Source organism: Pseudarthrobacter sp. NamE2, assembly GCF_005796205.1.
Lineage (GTDB): Bacteria > Actinomycetota > Actinomycetes > Actinomycetales > Micrococcaceae > Arthrobacter.
The window spans coordinates 84,501-101,152 of sequence record NZ_VAHN01000011.1; the positions used below are offsets into that span (position 1 = coordinate 84,501).

Consider the following 16,652-nt stretch of genomic DNA (forward strand, 5'->3'; position numbering starts at 1 on the left):
CCTCGAACGAAACTCAGCATAGGAGTCAGCATGCCCATTGCAACCCCAGAGATCTACTCCGAGATGATCGACCGCGCGAAGGCCGGCGGCTTCGCTTACCCGGCCGTGAACGTGACGTCCTCGCAGACGCTGAACGCAGCGCTGCGCGGTTTCGCCGAGGCTGAGTCGGACGGTATCGTCCAGGTGTCCACCGGCGGTGCCGCGTACTGGTCAGGCGCGTCCACCAAGGACATGGTTGCCGGTTCGCTGGGCTTCGCAGCTTTTGCCCGCGAGGTGGCCAAGAACTACGGCGTCAACATCGCGCTGCACACGGACCACTGCCCCAAGGACAAGCTGGACGGCTTTGTCCTGCCGCTGCTGGCCGCTTCCGAGGCCGAGGTCAAGGCCGGCCGCAACCCGCTGTTCAACTCCCACATGTGGGACGGCTCCGCCGAGACGCTGCAGGAGAACCTGCGCATCGCCCGGGAACTGCTGGAGCGCACGGCTGCCGCCAAGATGATCCTCGAGGTTGAGATCGGCACTGTCGGCGGCGAAGAGGACGGCGTTGAGAACGAGATCAACGAAAAGCTCTACACCACGGTTGAGGACGCCCTGGCCACCGTCGAGGCCCTGGGCGCCGGTGAGAACGGCCGCTACATCACGGCGCTGACCTTCGGCAACGTGCACGGCGTGTACAAGCCCGGCGGCGTGAAGCTGCGCCCGGAGATCCTGAAGGACATCCAGGCCCAGGTGGGCGCCAGGATCGGCAAGGAGAACCCGTTCGACCTGGTGTTCCACGGCGGCTCCGGTTCCTCGGACCAGGAAATTGCCGACGCCGTCTCCTACGGCACCATCAAGATGAACATCGATACGGACACCCAGTACGCCTACACGCGCCCGGTGGCCGACCACATGTTCAAGAACTACGACGGTGTCCTGAAGGTCGACGGCGAAGTGGGCAACAAGAAGACCTACGACCCCCGCGTCTGGGGCGCCTCCGCCGAAGCCGGTTTGGCAGCCCGCGTGGTCGAGGCCACCAAGCAGCTCGGCTCGGCCGGAAAGACCTTCTAGATGTCGGACGAGTTCCGCAAGAACCTGATGGGTCCGGAGCCCACGCTCCTGCCTGCGGAGACTGAGGTGTACCAGCACCTGGCCCTCGGCCAGGAAGCTGTGGACCTCGTGGCCAAGCATCCCACGTCGTCCCTGTTGTGGGCGATCCTCGCCGAAGAGGCGTGGACGGAGGGGCGCACCATCGACTCCTACGCCTACGCCCGCGTGGGCTACCACCGGGGTCTGGATTCCCTGCGCCGGAACGGCTGGCGGGGCGCCGGTCCCATCCCGTGGGAGCACGAGCCCAACCGCGGGTTCCTGCGCGCCCTGTACTCGCTGGGCCGGGCCTCGGCCGCCATCGGCGAGGCGGAAGAGCCGGAGCGCATTGCGAAGTTCCTCCAGGACTCAGATCCCGCAGCCAAGGCTGCGATCGAAGGCTACTGACTTCCGGGCCCACGCACGCAGGGTTCCCTGGCCGAGCTTGCGAGGCTAGGGAGCGGGTGGAGACGACGGCGGGCGGTCACCTTTCGGGAAAGGTGACCGCCCGCCGTCGTCGTTATTCCGTCCTGGTTGAGTCTGTCGAAACCTGGATTTCGACAGGCTCAACCACCGACTTATGGGCGCTGCAGTCCCGTGCGGGCCATGGCGTCGGCGTAGGCTACGCGCATTTCCTGGAGGTACTCCTCCTGGCGGGCCGGGGAACCGGCGAAGGCGCGGCCGCTCAGTGAACGGACCTTGTAGGTCTTCAGGCCGCGCCGCCAGAGGAGCGGCACTTCGGTCTTCAGCAACAGGTTGGCCAGGCGGTTTGCCTCGGTGCCGTGCGCGACAATGACGGAGGCGCGGGGAACCAGCGCCAGGAACTTGAGCAGCGGCTTGAGGCCGGCCTGGATCTGGTCCGGGGTGAACTTGCCGTTGGGCTTACCCGGAGTGTGCCAGGGGTGCACGTTCCACGGCATAACGTACTCGGGGCGCAGGCCCAGCTTCCACTGGATGCCAAGCATGCGGGTGGCGGCGTCCTGGTCGCCGGCGGTGATGAAGCCGGACTCGTCCGCCTCGCCGATGTTGGAGAACAGGCTGACGATCCGGCATTCTTCGACGTCGTGCATGGGATCCGCATAAGGCACCACGCTGCCGGGCCTGGCTTCCTGGAGGGAATCGCACAGCTCGTTGACGGCGGCGACGTTGGGTTCGTAGCGGCGGCTGAGGAGCTGCTCATGGAAGGATTCGGGGGCCAGGGTTGTCATGTACTGCTGGTTCTCCTGCGGGGATTGGCGGTGCTTTCCGCCGGCGGAATTGGGCGCGCGAGGGCGCGACGCATCAGCGGCGGTGATTTGGGGTGGGCCGGCTCTTGGCCGGCCTTGTCCAGTCTAGCAAGCCCCGGGAACGGAAACGCCGGCTGGGCCTTCCGGTGATTGTAGGCACAGCCGGCGTATCCGGTTTGAGCAGGTGGCTGGTTACCAGAGGCGCTTGGTGGCGCGGCGCGCTCCTTCTCCGAGCCACTCGAGCTTGGCGAAGGCTATCTGCGGATGGACCCTTCCGCCCAGCCCGCAGTCCGTGGAGGCGATGACGTTTTCACGGCCCACAACCTCGGCGAAACGGACAATCCGGTCCGCCACAAGGTCGGGGTGCTCTACCACGTTGGTGGCGTGGGACACGATGCCGGGGATGATGGCTTTACCCTCGGGGAGCTTGGTGTCTTCCCAGACGCGCCACTCGTGCTCGTGGCGCACGTTCGCAGCCTCGAAGGAGTAGCCGCCGGCGTTGATCTGCAGCATCGTGTCCACCAGGTCCGCAAGGGGGAGGTCGGTAGTGTCCGGGCCGTGCCAGGAGCCCCAGCAGAGATGGAACCGGACCTGCTTCCTCGGGGAAGCCGCGGAGGGCGTAGTTCAGTGCCTCCACCCGGATCTGCGTGAACTTGAGGTAGTTTTTGACGCTGGGCTCGGGGCTGATCTGGTCCCAGTTTTCGGCGATGGATGGGTCATCGATCTGCAGGATGAGGCCGGCGTCGATGATGGCCTTGTACTCTTCGCGGAGCGCATCGGCGCAGGCGTAGATGTACTCCTCTTCCGTGGCGTAGTACCCGTTGGTGATGCGGGACGCGCTTCCGGGGGAGAGCGCGGCAACGAACCCTTCCTTCAGGCCTGAAGCTTCAAGGCCTGCCTTGAGGTTCGCGATGTCGGAGGCAACGGCCTCGTGGGCGGTGTACACCAGCGGACCGGTGACCTTGGGGCCGCCCGTGAAGATGCCGCTGGCGGGATCGTTGTAGGCCTCGGCAAAAATGGTGCGGTCGCGGCGGCGGATGAAGCCGGTGAGCTGGACGTTGCCTGGGCTGGATTCCTTGGGTTCCACTGCCCGCTTGGCATCATTGTCCAGCTCCAGCCCGCCCAGCCGGGCGAAGGAGTAGGACCACCAGGCGCCGTAGTCGACAGCGGCTGCTATGGCGTGGCCGTACTCGCCGTCATTGGCAATGTCCACGCCCACGCTTTGCTGGCGCTGCACGAGGTCCACCACGGATGCTGCCAGGAGCTCATTGAAGCCCTCGGCGTCGGCAGGGTTCTGCTCACGCGCGGCATTGGCCGCAATGAGTTCGGGCGTACGCGGCGGGACGACTAATTAGTCGAATTGATTGACAGAAAGCGTTTACTTTGCTTGGCTGTTGTCACAGTTCGAAATGGGGGACATGGCGGACTGGAGCACCTATGCACTCGAAAGAGGTAACGCACTGTGAAAAAATCCTTCAAGACCCTTGCCGTTTCCGGAGCCCTGGCACTGGCCGTCCTGGCCGGTCCCGCTCCGCTGGCGCACGCCGTGGGCGAGGGGCCGAACTACGACGGCAACGGCCAGATCACCACCTCCAAGCTGGCCACCTATGACCAGATGGTTTCCTTCCTGAAGGACCAGGACGCCCGCCAGCCGGCAATGGAGCTGGAAGTGATCGGGCAGACGGTCAAAGGCCGCGACATCCATTTGGTCAAGTACATCTCGGACCCGGCCAAGCCGACCATTCTGTACCTGACCCAGCAGCACGGCAATGAGCAGCTCACCACCGAGGGGGCGCTGCAGTTCATCAAGCACCTGGGGACCGGTAAGTCCGCTGACATCCTGGAAGGCGTGAACATCCTGGTGGTCCCCATGCTCAACGCCGACGGCGCCATGGGCGATGTGAACTTCTCGCTGGAAGACTACATCGCAAAGGGCGACCGCAACATGACCCGCTACAACGCCGAGGGAGTGGACCTCAACCGGGACCACGTAGCCAAGATCCAGCCCGAAACCCAGGCGCTGCATAACAACGTCATGAGCAAGTACCACATCGACTACATGATCGACCTGCACCACCAGGGCACGCGCAGCCAGCGGGACGGTGAACTGGTGTCCGGTTCCATCCTGTACCCCACCACCCCGAAGGCCGATCCTGCCGTCGTCGAGAGGTCCAAGCAGCTTGGCGCCGTGGTCTTCGACAACGTTGACTCCACGGGCTGGGGCCACCTGGGCAAATACGTGGGCGGCAGCGCCGAGACCATCAGCCGCAACGGCCTCGCCGTCGAATACGGCATTGCCACACTGCTGTTCGAGATGCGCGGCATGTCAGACCACTACCTGGACGGCTACGCCCTGGGCCTGCGCAGCAACGGCTACCTGATCAAGCAGACGGTGACCACCCTGACGGCCACCGCCGCTGCGATCGCGGACGGTTCCATCGCCGACGCCGACACCTCCTTCTGGGACAGCCTTGCCGAACAGACGTCCCGGCCGGGTGAGGAAGCCGACGACGAGTAAAACCGCGGCGTGCTGCTCTTTCGCTCCTTTACCTTCCGTAAAGGAGCGCAAGAGCGGCACCAGTGGACAAAGTCGGCCATCCGCTAAACTTGGGTGGTAAGAGCCCCGGGGCCATCGCGCTGCTGTTCCCTTGCGGAACGGCGGAAAGCCGGTCCACTCGGGGCATTCTCATGAACGGCGCCGGCCGGACCGCCACGCAATGGCCGGGCCCGGGCAGCCCGAACGAATGGGGGAGGATCCCATGCCAGCAATTGTGATCGTAGGAGCCCAGTGGGGCGACGAAGGTAAGGGCAAGGCCACCGACCTGCTGGGCGGCCGCGTCGATTACGTCGTCAAGCCGAACGGCGGCAACAACGCCGGGCACACCGTCGTCGTAGGCGGTGAAAAGTACGAACTCAAACTCCTGCCGGCAGGCATTCTCAGCCCCAACGCCGTCCCTATCATCGGCAACGGCTGCGTGGTGAACCTCGAAGCACTCTTCCAGGAAATCGACGGCCTCCAGGCCCGCGGCGCCGACACCTCCAAGTTGCGCGTCTCCGCCAACGCCCATCTGGTTGCCCCATACCACCAGGTCCTGGACAAGGTGACCGAACGCTTCCTCGGCAAGCGTGCCATCGGCACCACCGGACGCGGCATCGGTCCCGCCTACATGGATAAAGTGGCCCGCCTCGGCATCCGCGTACAGGACGTCTTTGACGAGTCCATCCTCCGCCAGAAGGTGGAAGGCTCGCTGCGCCAGAAGAACGAACTGCTCGTCAAGGTCTACAACCGCCGCGGCGTGGTGGTGGACGAGATCGTGGAGTACTTCCTGTCCTTCGCCGAGCGCCTCCGCCCCCTGGTCATCGACAGCACCCTGGTCCTTAACGCCGCGCTGGATGAAGGCAAAGTTGTCCTGATGGAAGGCGGCCAGGCGACATTCCTGGACGTTGACCACGGCACCTACCCGTTCGTCACCTCCTCGAATCCCACGGCCGGCGGCGCGTCGGTGGGCTCAGGCATCGGCCCCACCCGGATCTCCCGCTCCATCGGCATCATCAAGGCGTACACCACGCGCGTCGGCGCCGGGCCCTTCCCCACGGAACTCTTCGACGACATGGGCCTGTACCTGCAGAAGACCGGCGGCGAATTCGGCGTCAACACAGGCCGCCCGCGGCGCTGCGGCTGGTACGACGCCGTCCTGGCCCGCCACGCCTCCCGCGTCAACGGCTTCACGGACTACTTCGTCACAAAGCTGGACGTCCTTACCGGCATCGAACAGATCCCCGTCTGCGTGGCCTACGACGTGGACGGCGTCCGCCACGACGAAATGCCCATGACGCAGACCGAGTTCCACCATGCCAAGCCCATCTTCGAGTACTTCGACGGCTGGACCGAGGACATCACCGGTGCCCGGACGCTCGCTGACCTTCCGGAGAACGCACGCAACTACGTGCTTGCCCTGGAGAAGCTGTCAGGTACCCGCTTCTCCGCAATCGGCGTGGGGCCGGACCGGGACCAGACCATCGTGGTGAACGACCTCATCAACGACTGACGTGTGGGCCCACGCCCGCAGGGTTCCCTGGCCGAGCTTGCGAGGCTGGGGAGCGGATGGAGACGACGGCGGCGGGTCACCCTTGCGGGTGGCCCGCCGTTGCCTTTGGGTTCAGGAGGGTTACGAGTGCATGCAATTTACACAGGCTTTACTTGCCCGGTCTTGTTGGGGGTGCGGTGCGGACCGCACACTCGTAACCACCAGGTGAATTGCTCACCAGACGGTTCCACCCACAACCCGCGGAAGACAACGCAGCGATGCGACCGGACCATCCGGCACGACGACGTCGCCAGCAGGATCCCGCAGACCGGAAGGATTCGCTATGGCCGGGAACTTTGAAGTGTTTGTTGACTCAGAGTCGCTGTTCAGGTTCCGCCTCCTGGGCCCTGACGGCACAGTTATGGCCGTTTCACGACCGTTCGAGGATAAGACCGCGGTGGCAGCCGGGATCGCCGCAGTCCGGGAGTGCGCCGGCACGGGGCTCGTCACGGACCTCTGCCCCTCAGGTGCGGTTGCCCGCCCGGCTCCTGCTGCTGATCCCGTATCCGTCGCCCAGCCGGACTGCGGCGTGCGCATGCCCGTGAAAGCACACTCGTCCGCCCTTGCCGCAGGGCCCCGGAAACTGGCCGCTACACCACACTGGATCCGCGTCCTGGCATCCTGAGCGCAGCGCCGTCCAAACATTCTTAAAAGTTTTTCAATAACCGCGTAACCCTTTCGGCCTCCGCAGCGATTACCCAGATGTAGCGCCGGCCTGGAACATGTCCCCCATCACGTTCCAGGCCGGCTCTTTCATTGCCGGTGGCAGGGACAGCTGCGTTGTGCCGGACCGGTAGCGCCCGTGGCGGTTCCGGACGCGCCAGTTACTGAAGGGTGAAGTAAGGCGGGGCAAAGGCATTCCCGGTGTGGACTGCCAACCCAGCCGGCATCCCTCCTTGACTGAAAGCACTACGTCCAGGACCGATGCACTGACTGACGAGGCTCTGCGGGACGAACCCCGCCAAGCCGTCTTCAGCCTCGTTTACCGGACCTATGCATCACAGGTACTGGGTTATCTCACGGCCCGGGGAGTCGGGGATCCAGAGGCCGCAATGCAGGGAGTGTTCCTGGCCGTCCTGCCGCGGCTCGACTCGGTCCAAGGCGGCGTAGCCGGGTTGCGCACATTGCTCTTCTCGGTGGCCCACGCGCGGATGGTGGACGACCACCGCCGGCAAAGTCGCGTCCCCGTGAAATTGCCCCTTGAACCGGACCTGGACCAGCGCGAGGATTCCTCGGCGGAAACCCAGGTGCTGGAACGCATAGCGCCGCAGGAGGTCCTCGGCCTCCTGGACGGCCTTGCCGACGACCAGCGGGAGGTCCTGTCGCTCCGCCTCGTGGCCGGTCTCACCGTGGACCAGTCAGCAGAGGCCATGGGCAAGAGCGCCGGCGCCGTTAAGCAGCTTTCGATCGGATCGCTTTCGTCCCTTCCTGCCCCCGAACCAACCGGTGACCTCGCCAGGCTGATCACCGCCGCCGGTGCGCCTGCAGACGAACTGGCACGCCGCCGTCGCCGTCCCTTCATGCGTCCCACTGCCCTGGGACTTGCCCTGCTGGCCGGGATGGGGACCGGCATTGGCGGCGTTGCTGCCAGCTCAGCCGTTTCCGTCCAGGCAGGCAACAGCTTTTCGGTGCAGGACATGCTCGAAGACTGGACGCCCTCCTGGTCCATCCGGGCACAGCTGCCGGAACCTGATTTCCTGCACCCCGCTGCCGTGTCATCGGTGGTTGAGGTCCCTCCTACGCCTACTCCGGTAGTGGATCCTGAACCAGCCGGCAGCCATACTCCCGAACCGGCCGGCGGGCAGTTGCCCGTAGCCGAAGAACCACAGTCCGGGCTGCCCGTTATGGCGGCCGGGAATCCGCCGCCGCTGGCATCGAACGCCGGGGCCGGCAACCCGGACAGCAGCGGGCAGGGCGCGGCCCGCGTGTATGACGGGGACGGCAGGAAAGGTCCGGCACCGGCCAATCCTGGTGCCGGACAGCCGGAAGGCGCAGATCCTGCCGTCCCGGCCAAAGCACGCACGGCGGGGGAAAGCGACGGCCCGGTCAGGCGTCTGGTGGAGCCCTTGGCAGAAGTCCTCCGGCCGGCCCGGGCTGCTTCCGGAAATCCTGCCGGAACGCCCGTGGATGCCTGGCTCCAGAAGTTCCAACGATAGTTCAGGAAGCGCGCGGGCATTTGGCAGGTGGCTTCGTTCCCGCAGGTAGGCTGGGTGCATGCCGCACATTAACGATCCCGCTGTCATCGAACGCCTGATGCGGACCAAGGGGCGGTGGGCAATCGTGGGTCTCACCACCAACAAGTGGCGCGCCGCCTACGACACGTCACTGTTCATCAGGGACCGCATGGGGATGGAAATCATCCCCGTTAACCTGCCCGGCGATGCTGTGCACGGCGAACAGGGGTACCGCAGCCTCCGTGACATTCCCGCTGAAAAGCACCCCATCGACGTCGTTGACTGCTTTGTTAATTCCCAACGGGTGGGTGGCGTGGTGGACGAGGCGATTGCGGTGGGTGCGAAGTCCGTCTGGCTTCAACTGGGAGTTATCGACGAGGCCGCGGTGGCCCGGGCAAAGGCCGCCGGGCTGGACGTGGTGATGGATGTCTGCCCGGCGCAGCAGGCCTGGAGGTACAACCTCTGACTTTAGGGCGGAAACGCGTACCTATCGCTTCAGCAGGTGCGGGTAGTGGCGTTCGGTCACATCCGGGTGCGCCCGCATCCGGCCCTTGAGCATGTTGAGCCCGAAGGTGGCCAGCAGGGGATTGGCGGGATCGTCCGTGATGCCCCTGGCCGCCGCCTTCAACTCCGGCGGCAGCGGGACAGGCTCGATGACTGCGTCCAGCCGCGGCGACCAGAAGAAGGGCACGGAGTAGCGGTCCACGCCCGGCGGGGGAGCCTGCACGCGGTGGATGGTGGCCGCCAGGTATCCCTCGGTGGCCACCTCGAGCATCTCGCCCAGGTTCACCACCAAGGCACCGGGAATGGGTTCAACGGGCAGCCAGCCCAACGTGCCGGGAGGCTGCACTTCAAGTCCGCCCACCTGGTCCTGCAGCAGGAGGGTGACAAAACCGTAGTCCGCGTGCGAGCCCACGCCCTGGTCGCCGGCTTCCTCCACCACGCCGCCTACGTAGTGCACGAGTTTCCCCATCCACGCCGGGGCGTCACGGAAAGGCTCGTCGAAGTAGTCTTCGGGAAGCTGGAGGGATACAGCGATGGCCCGCAGCAGTTCCATGCCCACCGTGGACATCAGCCCGGCCCATTCCATTGCAGCGGGCTTCAGCTCCGGAAGGGACTCGTCCGGCCACAGGTTGGGCCCCTGGAGCAGCCAGTACGGCTCATCCGGCGGGTAGTCGATGACAGGTTCACGTTCGGGGGAGTAGTCGATTTGTTCCCGGGCGTCCGCCCGGCCCTGGGTCACCTCCGTGCCCATGCGTGTGTATCCGCGGAAGTGCGGGGACAGCCGGTTATCGAGCTTCAGGCGCTCCTCGAGGGGCAGGTCGAAGAAACGCCGGATCACGTCCAGCAGGTGTTCGGCCTGCCCCGGGGACCCTCCGTAACCGGTGACCTGGAAGAAGCCCACGTTATGGGTGGCGTAGCGCAACTGCTCGATGAATTCCGGACTGAAAGACCCGTAGGGCTGCCTTGCGGTGCTCAGGTCCAGAACAGGTATGGGGCCCTGATCGTGTGACATCCTCGCAGACTAGCACCGCTCCGGCCCGCTTTATAGGCTGTCTTGCATGGACCCTGACGCGCTAAGGGCAATCTGCCTCTCGTTTCCCGGCACCTACGAGGACTATCCGTTTGGACCGGAGACGGCTGTATTCAAGGTGCGGGCGCGGACCGCCGGCGGCGGGCAGGAAGGAAAGCTGTTCGCACTGTCCTCTCTGGATCTTCGTGACTTCTACGTGAACCTCAAGTGTGAGCCGTCCCTGGCGGTGCAGTTGCGCGCCGCCCATCCAGAGATCACGGGTGCCTGGCACATGAACAAGACCCACTGGAACGGCGTCCGGCTGAACGGTTCGCTGCCGGACAGCATGGTCCGCGACATGGTGGAGGATTCCTATGACCTCGTTGTTGCCGGACTGAGCCGGAAGCAGCAGGAACAGCTGGGCTGGGCGCGGCTCGCAGGCTCCGAAGGTGGGGGCTCTTGACCGGCAGGCAGGTGGCGAAAGGTGCGTTGAACTACCCGGGTGTGGGGAGCACCGAACAGGGGACGGTGCCGCAGGGGTATGCCCAGGTTTTGGAAGAGGCGCATTTGGGCAACGGGATGCACGTTTACCGCCGCGTGGCAGTTGGGATCCTCGCCTGGGACCTGCACCGGCGGGCCGGCCTGCGCGTGCAGGCGGATTCACCAACGGTTGTGCCCGGTGCACGCGTGGTGAGCGGATTCGGCATCGGACCCTTCCGGCTGCCTGCCCCATGCCAGGTGGTGTGGGTCCGGGAGCCGCTGCCGGACGGCACGCCCCAGTCAGCCGGCTTCGGCTACGGGACCTTGCCCGGCCACCCGGCGCGCGGCGAGGAATCGTTTGAGGTCCGCATTAACAAAGCCGGTGATGTGTCCCTCCGGATCACGGCTTTCAGCAAGCCGGCCAACTGGTTTTATGCCACGGGCGGACTCGTGACCCGGGCGGCACAGCGCTACGTAACGTCCCGGTACATTGAAGGGGCACGCCAACTCGCCTCGGAAGGAACATCCCCGTGATCTTCATCGTCGTCAAGTTCAAGGTCAAGCCGGATTGGTCGGAGCGGTGGCCGGACCTCGTTGCCGACTTCACGCGGGCAACGCGCGCGGAGCCGGGCAACCTTTGGTTCGAATGGTCCCGCAGCCTCGAAGACCCGGATGAGTACGTCCTGGTTGAGGCCTTCAAGGACGACGCGGCGGGCGACCATGTCAACAGCGACCACTTCAGGAAGGGCCTTGAGGACATGCGCCAGGCCCTCGCCGAAACCCCCAGGATCATCAGCCGCCAGCTCGACGGCGATGGCTGGGATCGGATGGGGGAGCTCACCATCTGATGTGGATCGGCTGGATCGAGTTCGACATCCTGCTCGGCGATGTCCACAGCCTGAAGGGAAAGCGGTCCGTCATCAGGCCACTGCTCGCCGAACTCAAGCGCCGCTTTGATGTGTCCGTCGCCGAGGTGGGGGACCACGACCAGTACCGGCGCACCAAAGTCGGCGTGGGCATGGTGGCAGCAGACCGGGCGCACCTCGTGGAGGTGCTTGAAGCCGTCGACCGCTTTGTGGCCGGCCGCCCCGAGATCGAACTCCTCAGCGCCCGGCAACGGGAGCTGCACAGCGAGGACTGATCCTGTCAGCGTTGCCAGGCCTCGTTCCAGGTGATCCCGGCAAGGAGGGCCTGGCCGCTGACACCCGGGTGGAAGTAGTCGAGGGTGCTGATGTCGCTGGCAGCGAATGTGTGGGCGTAGACAGCCCCGCCATCATCACGGCAGCGCTCGTACCGCGCGCAGGTTTCTGCCAGCACCGCGTTGAAGGCGAGTTGGCGCTCGACCACCTGCCGGCGCATCTCCTCCGTGTTGGAGCCAGCGAGCATCGACGGGCAAAGTCCCGCGGACCAGGCTGCCCGTGCGGCAGGGTCGTCCTGCAGGACATCCCACAACTGGTAAAGGTTGGGAATGCTGCTCACGAAGACCAGCGGTCGCGGCCGCATCCGGTCCAGGATGGCCAGGGCCTCGTCCACACTGGCCTGGAAGGCGTCAACCGCCGTCATGCTTCCCGCTGAAGCCGCACAGAGGTCGTTGGCGCCCACCAGGATCGTCACGTATTCGGCTTGTTGGCTGGCGGCTGCGGCTGCCTGGCGGGGCAGGTCGGACACCCTCGCCCCGCTGACGGCGTTATTGAAATTTTGTCCCCTGATTCCGGGATTGAGCTGCAGGAGCCGTTCGTAGTGGCTGATAACGCCGTCGTCCGCGCCGCTACCTGTTGACCAGGATTGTTCCGGGCGGTCGCCCGGGCCGCAGCAGGCATTGTTGGCCTGGGTGATGGAGTCGCCCAGGGCAGCCATGCTGCGCGGGTAGCCGTCTTCAGGCACCTGCGGAGTCGGCGCCGCCGCGACGATGACGAGGGCCGGCAGCATCAGCAGTGCCAGGAACCTCGCCACCTTGCCCATAGGTTGATTAAAGCCGAACCGCGGCGGTTCCGGACTTCTGCGCCCGTGTGGGGTGCGAGGTCCGGACCGCCGCGGTTCGGTTGCGTTGGGTGGGGAGGATGCGTTAGGTGGGGAGGATCAGCCGAAGTACTTCGGCAGGGTTCCTTCGTGGGCTTCGCGCAGGGCATCGAGGGGCATGCTGTCCACGCCGTTGATCTCCAGCTTTCCGCTGGCCGCGTCCACCACGCCGATACGGGCGTGGGCGAAACCCCGGGCCTTGCACATGTCAGTGAACCGGACCTCTTCCGAGCGCGGGACACCCACGATGGCGCGGCCCTGCGACTCGGAGAACAACGCCGTGAACAGGTCCACGCCGTCGCGGTCCAGGATGTCCTGCAGCGCAATCCGGGCACCGACGCCGTAACGCAGGGAGGACTCCACCAGGGCTGCGGCCAGGCCGCCCTCGGAGAGGTCGTGCGCGGAGTCGATCATGCCGTCGCGGGACGCGTTGATCAGGATCTCGCCCAGGGCGCGTTCGGCCTCGAGGTCCACCTTGGGCGGCTGGCCGCCCAGGTGGCCGCGCAGGTTGGCCCACTCCGAACCGTCCAGCTCGGCAGCGGTGGTGCCCAGCAGGTAGATCGCCTGGCCGTCCTCACGCCAGCCCGACGGCGTGCGGCGGGCGACGTCGTCGAGCTTGCCCAGGACCGCCACCACGGGGGAGGGGTGGATGGGGGTGGTGCCCGTCTGGTTGTACAGGGACACGTTGCCGCCGGTGACCGGGATGCCCAGCACCTGGCAGGCGTCGGACAGGCCGCGGATGGCCTCGGCGAGCTGCCACATGACGTCCGGGTCCTCGGGAGAACCGAAGTTCAGGCAGTCGCTGACGGCCATGGGAACCGCGCCGGAGGTGGCGACGTTCCGGTACGCCTCGGCCAGTGCCAGCTGCGCACCGTGGTACGGATCCAGGTAGGTGTAGCGGCCGTTGGCGTCGGTGGCCAAAGCAACACCCAGGCCCGTCTCCTCGTCCACGCGCACCACGCCGGCGTCGTCGGGGAACGCCATGGAGGTGTTACCGCCCACGTAGCGGTCGTACTGGTCGGTGATCCAGGACTTAGAGCACATGTTCGGGGATGCCACGAGCTCGGTCACGGCGGCGGCCAGCTCGGCCGGAGCGGAGGGGCGGCCGGCGTCCTGCACAGAGCCGGTGAACGTGTCAGCCTGGACACCGTCCTGCCACTCGGGCCGGGCGTACGGACGGTCATAGACCGGGCCGTCGTGTGCAACGGTGCGGGGATCGACGTCGACGATCACCTCGCCGTCCCAGGTGATGATGAGGCGGCCGGTGTCGGTCACTTCGCCGAGCCAGGCGTACTCAACAGCCCACTTATCCATGACGGCCTCGAACGCTTCCACGTTCTCCGGCTTGACCACGGCCATCATGCGTTCCTGCGACTCGGACATCAGGATCTCGCCCGGGGTCAGCGTGGGGTCGCGCAGCAGCACGGAGGTCAGCTCAACCTGCATGCCGCCGTCGCCGTTGGAGGCCAGCTCCGAGGTGGCGCAGGAGATGCCTGCCGCTCCCAGGTCCTGGATGCCCTCAACCAGCGAGCCCTTGAACAGCTCCAGGCAGCACTCAATCAGGACCTTCTCGGCGAACGGGTCGCCCACCTGGACGGCGGGGCGCTTGGACGGCTTGGTGTCGTCGAAGGACTCGGAGGCCAGGACGGACGCGCCGCCGATGCCGTCGCCGCCGGTGCGGGCACCGAACAGGACCACCTTGTTGCCCTTGCCGGAAGCGTTGGCCAGGCGGATGTCCTCATGGCGCATGACGCCAACGGCCAGCGCGTTCACCAGCGGGTTGCCCTGGTACACGGAATCAAAGACCATCTCGCCGCCGATGTTCGGCAGGCCGAGGGAGTTGCCGTAGCCGCCGATGCCGGCAACAGCACCGTGCATTACCCGCGCGGTGTCCGGGTGGTCGATGGCGCCGAAGCGCAGCGGGTCCATGACGGCAACCGGGCGGGCACCCATGGAGATGATGTCGCGGACAATGCCGCCGATGCCGGTCGCGGCGCCCTGGTAAGGCTCAACGAACGACGGCGAATTGTGCGATTCGATCTTGAAGGTTACGGCCCAGCCGTCCCCCAGGTTGGTCACGCCGGCGTTTTCGCCGATGCCCACCAGCATGTCCTTCTTCATCTCCGGGGTCACCTTCTCGCCGAACTGGCGCAGGTGGTTCTTGGAGGACTTGTAGGAGCAGTGCTCGCTCCACATGACGGAGTACATGGCCAGCTCGGCGCCGGTGGGGCGGCGGCCCAGGACCTTGACGATCTCGTCGAACTCGTTCTGCTTCAGGCCCAGCTCGGCCCAGGGCAGCTCGGTGTCCGGGGTCTTAGCGGCGTTCTCGACGGTGTCGATGTTGAACTTTTTGGTGGTTTCGATGCTCACTTGTCGCCTCCCACAATCTTGGTCAAAACGGAGGTGAAGAAGCCGAGGCCGTCCGTGTCCGACCCGCCGATGCCGTCCAGCGATTCGGGGCCGAAGCCGGGCTCGGTGGCGTGCTCGGGGTGCGGCATGAGGCCCACCACGTTGCCGGCCTCGTTGGAGATGCCGGCGATGTCGCGGCGGGAGCCGTTCGGGTTGAAGCCCACGTAGCGGAACACCACGCGGCCCTCGGCCTCCAGGGCATCCAGGGTCTTCTCGTCCGCGATGTACTGGCCGTCCTGGTTTTTCAGCGGGATGGTGATTTCCTGGCCCGCCTGGTAGTCCAGCGTCCAGGCGGTGGCGTTGTTCTCCACCCGCAGGACCTGGTCGCGGCACAGGAATTTCAGGTGGTCGTTCTTGATCATCGAACCTGGCAGCAGGTGCGATTCGGTGAGGATCTGGAAGCCGTTGCAGATGCCCAGGACGGGCAGCTTCGCGTCGCTGTTGGCGGCGTCGATGATCCTGGACATCAGCGGGGCGAAACGGGCGATGGCGCCGGCGCGCAGATAATCGCCATAGGAGAAGCCGCCGGGAATAACGACGGCGTCCACGTCGCCAAGTTCGGTATCGGCGTGCCAGAGTTCGACGGCGGTGCCGCCGGCGAGGCGGACGGCACGGGCGGCGTCGCGGTCATCAAGGGTCCCGGGGAAGGTGACAACGCCGATGCGCGCGCCGGCCAGCCGCGGTTCGGCGGCGACGGCGATGGCTTCGCCGAGCAGGGGAAGTTCAGTCATCTCAGGCCTCGACGACCTCGACGTTGACGACGTCTTCGATGACGGGATTGGAGAGGAGGGTGGCAGCGGCGTCGCGGGCCTGGGCCAGGATGTCCTCGGTCACCTCACCGTCGACCGTCAGTTCGAAACGCTTGCCCTGGCGGACAGAGCTGAAGCTGGTGAAGCCCAGCCGGGGGAGAGCGCCAACAATTGCCTTCCCCTGCGGGTCCAGAATCTCGGGCTTGGGCATGACGTCAACAACGATCCGGGGCATCCGGTAACTCCTGTGCGTGAGCTTGGGTAAGGGCGCAGCGGAGTGATGCCGTCTCACGCCGTACCGGGGTGCTGGGGACAATGTGGTCAACAGTGAGGACGGGCGCTCCGCGAGCTTGCCATACCATTCTACCGGCCGGAATGGCCATACCTGTATTCGGCGGTTTGCAGCCTCCTTCAGCGCTTGCCTGCGCCACAAGGGGGCTTCGCAGGCCCTGGTTCTGGAGTTGCCGGGACGGCTTCACTAGGATTGCTGAATGACAGAAAAATCGAAGTCCGTCCTGTTGCCGATGGTCGCTGCGGCCGTGTTCGCGGGCCTCGGCAGGATGGTGCTGCAGAAGGTGAAGGCGGACCGGCTGGCCCGGCAGAATCGGGTTGCCGGTCCCGTTGACGAGAAGACGCGGCAGTGGATCAGCGACGTTGTCCGGACGCCGCGGCAGTAAGCCGATCCCGATTCTTTCTTCAGTGACATAGGGCGCCCCGGGGGCGCCATTTTTCGTGCTCGCCGTCCATGCCCCAGGCTTCCTGTGACAGGCGCAAAATACCCGGTTACGCCCTATGTCATATTCCGCTCTCACTCTGTACTGTTTGAACCGGTTGGTCTCACCGGTTTACAAGATCTGTAACTCGATGTGCCATGCCTGTCGTTTCCGGTCCGCAGCACTTGGTGGGCCGGTACATCATGAAAGGGTTGC

Annotated in this window: 17 protein-coding genes and 2 pseudogenes; 12 read left to right on the forward strand and 7 right to left on the reverse strand. The window is 65.6% G+C overall.

What is annotated here, in order from left to right:
- Window positions 1–30 precede the first annotated feature (30 nt).
- Window positions 31–1,050 carry a class II fructose-bisphosphate aldolase gene (gene fbaA, locus FDW83_RS13785; RefSeq protein WP_138138654.1) on the forward strand — a complete coding sequence of 340 codons (1,020 nt, stop codon included), beginning with the start codon at window positions 31–33 and terminating at the stop codon, window positions 1,048–1,050.
- Window positions 1,051–1,473 (forward strand): DUF3151 domain-containing protein, encoded by a 423-nt coding sequence (locus FDW83_RS13790; protein WP_138138655.1) that lies wholly within the window; start codon window positions 1,051–1,053, stop codon window positions 1,471–1,473.
- Between the two features lie 170 nt (window positions 1,474–1,643).
- Here FDW83_RS13790 and FDW83_RS13795 read toward each other — a convergent pair whose 3' ends face one another.
- Both FDW83_RS13795 and FDW83_RS13800 read right to left on the reverse strand, forming a co-directional pair.
- Window positions 1,644–2,273: a uracil-DNA glycosylase gene (locus tag FDW83_RS13795; RefSeq protein ID WP_138138656.1), complete on the reverse strand. Its 630-nt coding sequence runs from the start codon at window positions 2,271–2,273 to the stop codon at window positions 1,644–1,646.
- 210 nt (window positions 2,274–2,483) lie between these two features.
- Window positions 2,484–3,630, reverse strand: a pseudogene (locus tag FDW83_RS13800) (cobalamin-independent methionine synthase II family protein); the annotation flags it as partial.
- A gap of 123 nt (window positions 3,631–3,753) precedes the next feature.
- Here FDW83_RS13800 and FDW83_RS13805 point away from each other — a divergent pair.
- The 5 genes and pseudogenes from FDW83_RS13805 to FDW83_RS13825 all read left to right on the forward strand — a co-directional run bounded on the left by FDW83_RS13805 (window position 3,754) and on the right by FDW83_RS13825 (window position 9,019).
- Window positions 3,754–4,809, forward strand: coding sequence for a M14 family zinc carboxypeptidase (locus FDW83_RS13805; RefSeq protein WP_138138657.1), 1,056 nt, complete (start codon window positions 3,754–3,756; stop codon window positions 4,807–4,809).
- 241 nt (window positions 4,810–5,050) lie between these two features.
- Entirely contained in the window at window positions 5,051–6,340 is a 1,290-nt protein-coding gene (locus FDW83_RS13810; protein ID WP_138138658.1) for an adenylosuccinate synthase, read from the forward strand.
- A 322-nt stretch (window positions 6,341–6,662) separates the two neighbouring features.
- Window positions 6,663–7,004 (forward strand): YegP family protein, encoded by a 342-nt coding sequence (locus FDW83_RS13815; RefSeq protein ID WP_138138659.1) that lies wholly within the window; start codon window positions 6,663–6,665, stop codon window positions 7,002–7,004.
- A 271-nt stretch (window positions 7,005–7,275) separates the two neighbouring features.
- Window positions 7,276–7,806 (forward strand): annotated as a pseudogene (locus FDW83_RS13820) (RNA polymerase sigma factor); the annotation flags it as partial.
- 787 nt (window positions 7,807–8,593) lie between these two features.
- Complete coding sequence (locus tag FDW83_RS13825) at window positions 8,594–9,019, forward strand: CoA-binding protein (protein WP_138138660.1); 426 nt, start codon at window positions 8,594–8,596, stop codon at window positions 9,017–9,019.
- Between the two features lie 21 nt (window positions 9,020–9,040).
- On the opposite strand, the gene FDW83_RS13830 is transcribed toward FDW83_RS13825, so the two are convergent.
- The gene (locus FDW83_RS13830; protein ID WP_138138661.1) at window positions 9,041–10,069 is read right to left on the reverse strand and encodes an isopenicillin N synthase family oxygenase; all 1,029 of its coding nucleotides are present in this window, start codon (window positions 10,067–10,069) and stop codon (window positions 9,041–9,043) included.
- A gap of 46 nt (window positions 10,070–10,115) precedes the next feature.
- On the opposite strand from FDW83_RS13830, the gene FDW83_RS13835 reads away from it, so the two are divergent.
- From FDW83_RS13835 to FDW83_RS13850, 4 genes are read left to right on the forward strand one after another with little or no spacing between them, the layout of a single operon-like run.
- The gene (locus FDW83_RS13835) at window positions 10,116–10,529 is read left to right on the forward strand and encodes an MmcQ/YjbR family DNA-binding protein (protein ID WP_138138662.1); all 414 of its coding nucleotides are present in this window, start codon (window positions 10,116–10,118) and stop codon (window positions 10,527–10,529) included.
- Window positions 10,526–11,080 (forward strand): DUF1990 family protein, encoded by a 555-nt coding sequence (locus tag FDW83_RS13840; protein WP_138138663.1) that lies wholly within the window; start codon window positions 10,526–10,528, stop codon window positions 11,078–11,080. Before FDW83_RS13835 ends, FDW83_RS13840 begins: the two co-directional genes overlap by 4 nt.
- Window positions 11,077–11,394: a putative quinol monooxygenase gene (locus FDW83_RS13845; protein ID WP_138138664.1), complete on the forward strand. Its 318-nt coding sequence runs from the start codon at window positions 11,077–11,079 to the stop codon at window positions 11,392–11,394. Before FDW83_RS13840 ends, FDW83_RS13845 begins: the two co-directional genes overlap by 4 nt.
- On the forward strand, window positions 11,394–11,687 hold the full coding sequence (locus FDW83_RS13850; RefSeq protein WP_138138665.1) for a DUF503 domain-containing protein: 294 nt from the start codon (window positions 11,394–11,396) through the stop codon (window positions 11,685–11,687). The genes FDW83_RS13845 and FDW83_RS13850 overlap by 1 nt, the downstream gene beginning before the upstream one ends.
- A 5-nt stretch (window positions 11,688–11,692) precedes the next feature.
- Here the strand turns inward: FDW83_RS13850 and FDW83_RS13855 are convergent, their stop codons facing one another.
- From FDW83_RS13855 to purS, 4 genes are all read right to left on the reverse strand, one after another.
- A complete protein-coding gene (locus FDW83_RS13855) occupies window positions 11,693–12,508 on the reverse strand; it encodes a GDSL-type esterase/lipase family protein (RefSeq protein ID WP_138138666.1) in 816 nt (271 codons plus the stop codon).
- Window positions 12,509–12,625: 117 nt separating this feature from the next.
- Window positions 12,626–14,935 carry a phosphoribosylformylglycinamidine synthase subunit PurL gene (gene purL / locus FDW83_RS13860; protein ID WP_138138667.1) on the reverse strand — a complete coding sequence of 770 codons (2,310 nt, stop codon included), beginning with the start codon at window positions 14,933–14,935 and terminating at the stop codon, window positions 12,626–12,628.
- On the reverse strand, window positions 14,932–15,705 hold the full coding sequence (purQ, locus tag FDW83_RS13865; protein ID WP_138138668.1) for a phosphoribosylformylglycinamidine synthase subunit PurQ: 774 nt from the start codon (window positions 15,703–15,705) through the stop codon (window positions 14,932–14,934). The genes purL and purQ overlap by 4 nt, the downstream gene beginning before the upstream one ends.
- Window position 15,706: 1 nt before the next feature.
- Window positions 15,707–15,958 carry a phosphoribosylformylglycinamidine synthase subunit PurS gene (gene purS / locus FDW83_RS13870; protein ID WP_050056479.1) on the reverse strand — a complete coding sequence of 84 codons (252 nt, stop codon included), beginning with the start codon at window positions 15,956–15,958 and terminating at the stop codon, window positions 15,707–15,709.
- Window positions 15,959–16,214: 256 nt separating this feature from the next.
- Between purS and FDW83_RS13875 the strand changes: the two genes are divergently transcribed.
- Window positions 16,215–16,400, forward strand: coding sequence for a hypothetical protein (locus tag FDW83_RS13875; RefSeq protein WP_138138669.1), 186 nt, complete (start codon window positions 16,215–16,217; stop codon window positions 16,398–16,400).
- The last annotated feature ends 252 nt before the right edge of the window (window positions 16,401–16,652 follow it).

Coding starts and splice junctions, on each gene's coding strand:
- fbaA (WP_138138654.1), top strand. CDS start 31: ATGCCCATTGCAACCCCAGAGATCTACTCCGAGATGATCGACCGCGCG.
- FDW83_RS13795 (WP_138138656.1), bottom strand. CDS start 2,273: ATGACAACCCTGGCCCCCGAATCCTTCCATGAGCAGCTCCTCAGCCGC.
- FDW83_RS13810 (WP_138138658.1), top strand. CDS start 5,051: ATGCCAGCAATTGTGATCGTAGGAGCCCAGTGGGGCGACGAAGGTAAG.
- FDW83_RS13790 (WP_138138655.1), top strand. CDS start 1,051: ATGTCGGACGAGTTCCGCAAGAACCTGATGGGTCCGGAGCCCACGCTC.
- FDW83_RS13835 (WP_138138662.1), top strand. CDS start 10,116: ATGGACCCTGACGCGCTAAGGGCAATCTGCCTCTCGTTTCCCGGCACC.
- FDW83_RS13815 (WP_138138659.1), top strand. CDS start 6,663: ATGGCCGGGAACTTTGAAGTGTTTGTTGACTCAGAGTCGCTGTTCAGG.
- FDW83_RS13855 (WP_138138666.1), bottom strand. CDS start 12,508: ATGGGCAAGGTGGCGAGGTTCCTGGCACTGCTGATGCTGCCGGCCCTC.
- FDW83_RS13850 (WP_138138665.1), top strand. CDS start 11,394: ATGTGGATCGGCTGGATCGAGTTCGACATCCTGCTCGGCGATGTCCAC.
- FDW83_RS13830 (WP_138138661.1), bottom strand. CDS start 10,069: ATGTCACACGATCAGGGCCCCATACCTGTTCTGGACCTGAGCACCGCA.
- purQ (WP_138138668.1), bottom strand. CDS start 15,705: ATGACTGAACTTCCCCTGCTCGGCGAAGCCATCGCCGTCGCCGCCGAA.
- FDW83_RS13825 (WP_138138660.1), top strand. CDS start 8,594: ATGCCGCACATTAACGATCCCGCTGTCATCGAACGCCTGATGCGGACC.
- purS (WP_050056479.1), bottom strand. CDS start 15,958: ATGCCCCGGATCGTTGTTGACGTCATGCCCAAGCCCGAGATTCTGGAC.
- FDW83_RS13875 (WP_138138669.1), top strand. CDS start 16,215: ATGACAGAAAAATCGAAGTCCGTCCTGTTGCCGATGGTCGCTGCGGCC.